2 protein-coding genes are annotated in these 1,410 nt (G+C 51.6%); both read right to left on the bottom strand.

Annotated features, from left to right (window positions below; genetic code table 11):
* Window positions 1–127: 127 nt before the first annotated feature.
* Entirely contained in the window at window positions 128–1,003 is an 876-nt protein-coding gene (locus tag DX909_RS29285) for a hypothetical protein (RefSeq protein WP_128548870.1), read from the bottom strand.
* A gap of 212 nt (window positions 1,004–1,215) precedes the next feature.
* Window positions 1,216–1,410, bottom strand: a 195-nt coding sequence (locus tag DX909_RS29830) for a hypothetical protein (protein WP_206513081.1), incomplete at its 5' end; no start/stop codon positions are given.

Genomic DNA, 1,410 nt, shown 5'->3' with positions numbered 1-1,410 from the left:
GCTTCTAATCTTTAATTTGGACATGCACTAGCTTATCAGACCGGCCGACCAACGACCCTATCAGCAGGGTCGTTGGCCAGTGAGTCTGCTCGGGTTTATCCAAAAGCCGCCAAAGCGCCTTGGCTTATTAGTGAGCCGAGTAACCCCCCAGGGAGGTTATGCCACTCCAATGAAGATTGGTGATTAGTACCTTGCCGCTGGTGTCAACTTTATGTAAGACATTATTTGAAGCAATAAACAAATGGCCGTCTACCCCCGTCATCGCGGTGGTGTTCTGGAAGCCCCCTTGCACAAATCTGGCTTTGCCGGTTTCGATGTCGACTTCCCACAGATTGTTGCCTTCCATAATATAGATGAAATCACTCAAACCGTATACTGCAGCGATGGCTTTCACATTGCCCCAACCCGCGGTCAACTTCTGGTAGTCCCCGTTGGTCGTGTTGACTTTGTAGAGGAAACCGTCCTGCCAGACCACGTAGAGGGAACTTCGATGACGGAAGACGGCCTTGGTGCCAGCCCAACCGGTCCCGCCTAAAGGTCGGTGGAAGCCGAAAAGATCGATCTTCCAGAGAAGATCACCCTGTTGGGCGTAAACCAGGCCCGATAAAGGCGCGCCAGTTAGCCCCACTGCTCCGGTCCAGTTGCCGTAGCCAACCTGTTTATATTGTCCAGTGAAGCGGTTTACTTGCCAGAGCTTTCCGCCCTGAATGGCATAGAGCGACTGGAGGTCTGTCACCATACTCGGAGCTGTACCCGCATAGCCACCACCCAGATTGATGGGGTGGGTCAAGGTTTGCGGACTCACGGCATATAACGTACCTTTCTGGACGATATAGAGAGTTGGAGCTGGGGCACTGGCCCTGGCTTTAGCGCCGGCCGAGTCGTGGCGGGTGGTAGCCGATGGATTGGGAATGGTTTCGTTCAGCTCCTTCTGGCAGGAACTTAGTAAGAAGGCGAATGCGAACAGCGTTGTTGCCCACAGGGACAGATACTTTTTTTTCATTGGTTTGATTGGTTTGAAAATAGAATAAAATAAAATTCTACGCCGACTAAACGTTTGTCGGCGGCCTGATGGCAGGCGAAGCAGAAGAGTTTTAACCGGGCCTGCTCGCTTGTACAACTCGCCTGTTTATCGGGTCGCTGGCTGGTGAGTAAGCCCAGAGTCAGTCATGAGCGGCAAGGGCACTCTGGTTGGGTATACCCCTGCTCAACCATTCAGAAGGGGAGCAGAAGGGGATTGGAACGGATAGCCCCCATTGAGGTGACGTTCTCAAAGCCGCCTTGTGATATGAGGATTTTGCCATTTTTATCAACTTTGTATAACCAGCCATTCGAAGCGATATACAAGTGATTATCCTGCCCTGTCATGGCAGTAGTGTTCTTGAAGCCCTGAAATTTCTTCAGATTGGT

Origin of the sequence: Larkinella soli, assembly GCF_003703975.1 — a bacterium.
GTDB lineage: Bacteria > Bacteroidota > Bacteroidia > Cytophagales > Spirosomataceae > Larkinella > Larkinella soli.
The sequence above is the reverse complement of the archived record's forward strand: the minus strand, read 5'-3'. Positions and strand labels throughout refer to the sequence as shown.

Bases quoted from the DNA above. Each gene is read 5' to 3' on its own strand.
- DX909_RS29285 (WP_128548870.1), bottom strand. From the start codon at position 1,003: ATGAAAAAAAAGTATCTGTCCCTGTGGGCAACAACGCTGTTCGCATTC.